The organism is Enterobacter cloacae complex sp. 6730903 (assembly GCF_048283985.1).
GTDB classification, from domain to species: Bacteria; Pseudomonadota; Gammaproteobacteria; order Enterobacterales; family Enterobacteriaceae; genus Enterobacter; species Enterobacter hormaechei_C.
In genome coordinates this window covers 1-1,455 of the sequence record NZ_JBLVXX010000119.1, presented here as the reverse complement: position 1 = coordinate 1,455, position 1,455 = coordinate 1, and the positions used below count along the sequence as shown (strand labels likewise).

At 45.6% G+C, this 1,455-nt stretch carries 1 protein-coding gene; it reads left to right on the top strand.

All coding sequences use genetic code 11. The annotated features are described in order from the left end of the window. The first annotated feature begins 50 nt into the window (after window positions 1-50). Window positions 51-1,420 (top strand): IS3-like element ISKpn8 family transposase gene (locus tag ACNQ0W_RS25065; protein ID WP_085949440.1). Its coding sequence is split into 2 segments (ribosomal slippage): window positions 51-531 and window positions 531-1,420, totalling 1,371 coding nucleotides; the frame shifts between segments, so codons are not numbered across the junction. The last annotated feature ends 35 nt before the right edge of the window (window positions 1,421-1,455 follow it).

Here is a 1,455-nt window from a genome sequence, read left to right as displayed (position 1 = left end):
ACCTGTACTGCACCCATTTTGTTGGACGATGAAATGGAATAGTCCCTGATATGTCAAAGCCAAAATACCCCTTCGAAAAGCGCCTTGAAGTCGTGAATCACTACTTCACAACTGATGATGGTTACAGGATCATCTCTGCACGTTTTGGTGTGCCTCGAACCCAGGTCAGGACGTGGGTTGCCCTCTATGAAAAACATGGAGAAAAAGGTTTAATTCCCAAACCTAAAGGCGTTAGTGCTGATCCAGAGTTGCGCATTAAGGTCGTGAAAGCCGTGACCGAGCAGCAGATGTCCCTCAATCAGGCTGCTGCTCACTTTATGCTTGCTGGTAGTGGTTCTGTAGCCAAGTGGCTGAAAGTCTATGAGGAGCACGGAGAAGCTGGTTTACGCGCACTCAAGATCGGCACCAAAAGAAACATTACAATGTCAGTTGATCCAGAAAAAGCGGCGTTAGCATTGGAGCTGTCGAAAGACCGACGTATTGAGGATCTTGAAAGACAAGTTCGATTCCTTGAAATGCGGCTTACGTATCTAAAAAAGCTGAAAGCCTTAGCTCATCCCGCGAAAAAGTGAAAGTACTCAACGAGCTAAGGCAGTTTTACCCTCTTGATGAGCTTCTCAAGGCAGCGGAGATACCGCGCAGTACGTTTTATTACCATCTAAAGGCTCTCAGCAAGCCTGATAAGTATGCGGATGTTAAAAAGCGTATTGGTGAGATTTATCACGAGAATAAAGGTCGTTACGGATACCGTAGGGTAACGTTGTCTCTCCATCGAGACGGGGAACGGATTAACCATAAAGCCGTTCAGCGCCTGATGGGAACCCTCTCGCTTAAGGCAGCGATTAAGGTCAAGCGATACAGCTCCTACAGAGGAGAGGTAGGGCAAACCGCCCCCAATGTTCTCCAAAGGGATTTCAAGGCTACACGGCCAAACGAGAAGTGGGTTACCGACGTTACTGAATTTGCAGTCAATGGGCGAAAGCTGTATTTGTCTCCAGTAATAGATCTCTTCAACAACGAAGTTATTTCTTACAGCCTGTCGGAAAGACCTGTGATGAACATGGTCGAGAATATGCTCGATCAGGCATTCAAAAAGCTTAAGCCTCACGAGCATCCTATTCTGCACTCTGACCAGGGATGGCAGTATCGTATGAGAAGGTATCAAAACATCCTTAAAGAACAAGGCATTACACAGAGCATGTCCAGAAAAGGCAATTGTCTGGATAATGCAGTCGTGGAATGTTTCTTTGGAACCTTAAAGTCGGAGTGTTTTTATCTTGACGAGTTCAGTAATATAAGCGAACTGAAGGATGCTGTTACGGAATATATTGACTACTACAACAGCAGAAGAATTAGCCTGAAATTAAAAGGTCTGAGTCCAATTGAATATCGAACCCAGACCTATGTGCCTCGTGTTTAACTGTCCAACTTTTTGGGGTCAGTACAACCCGAGGC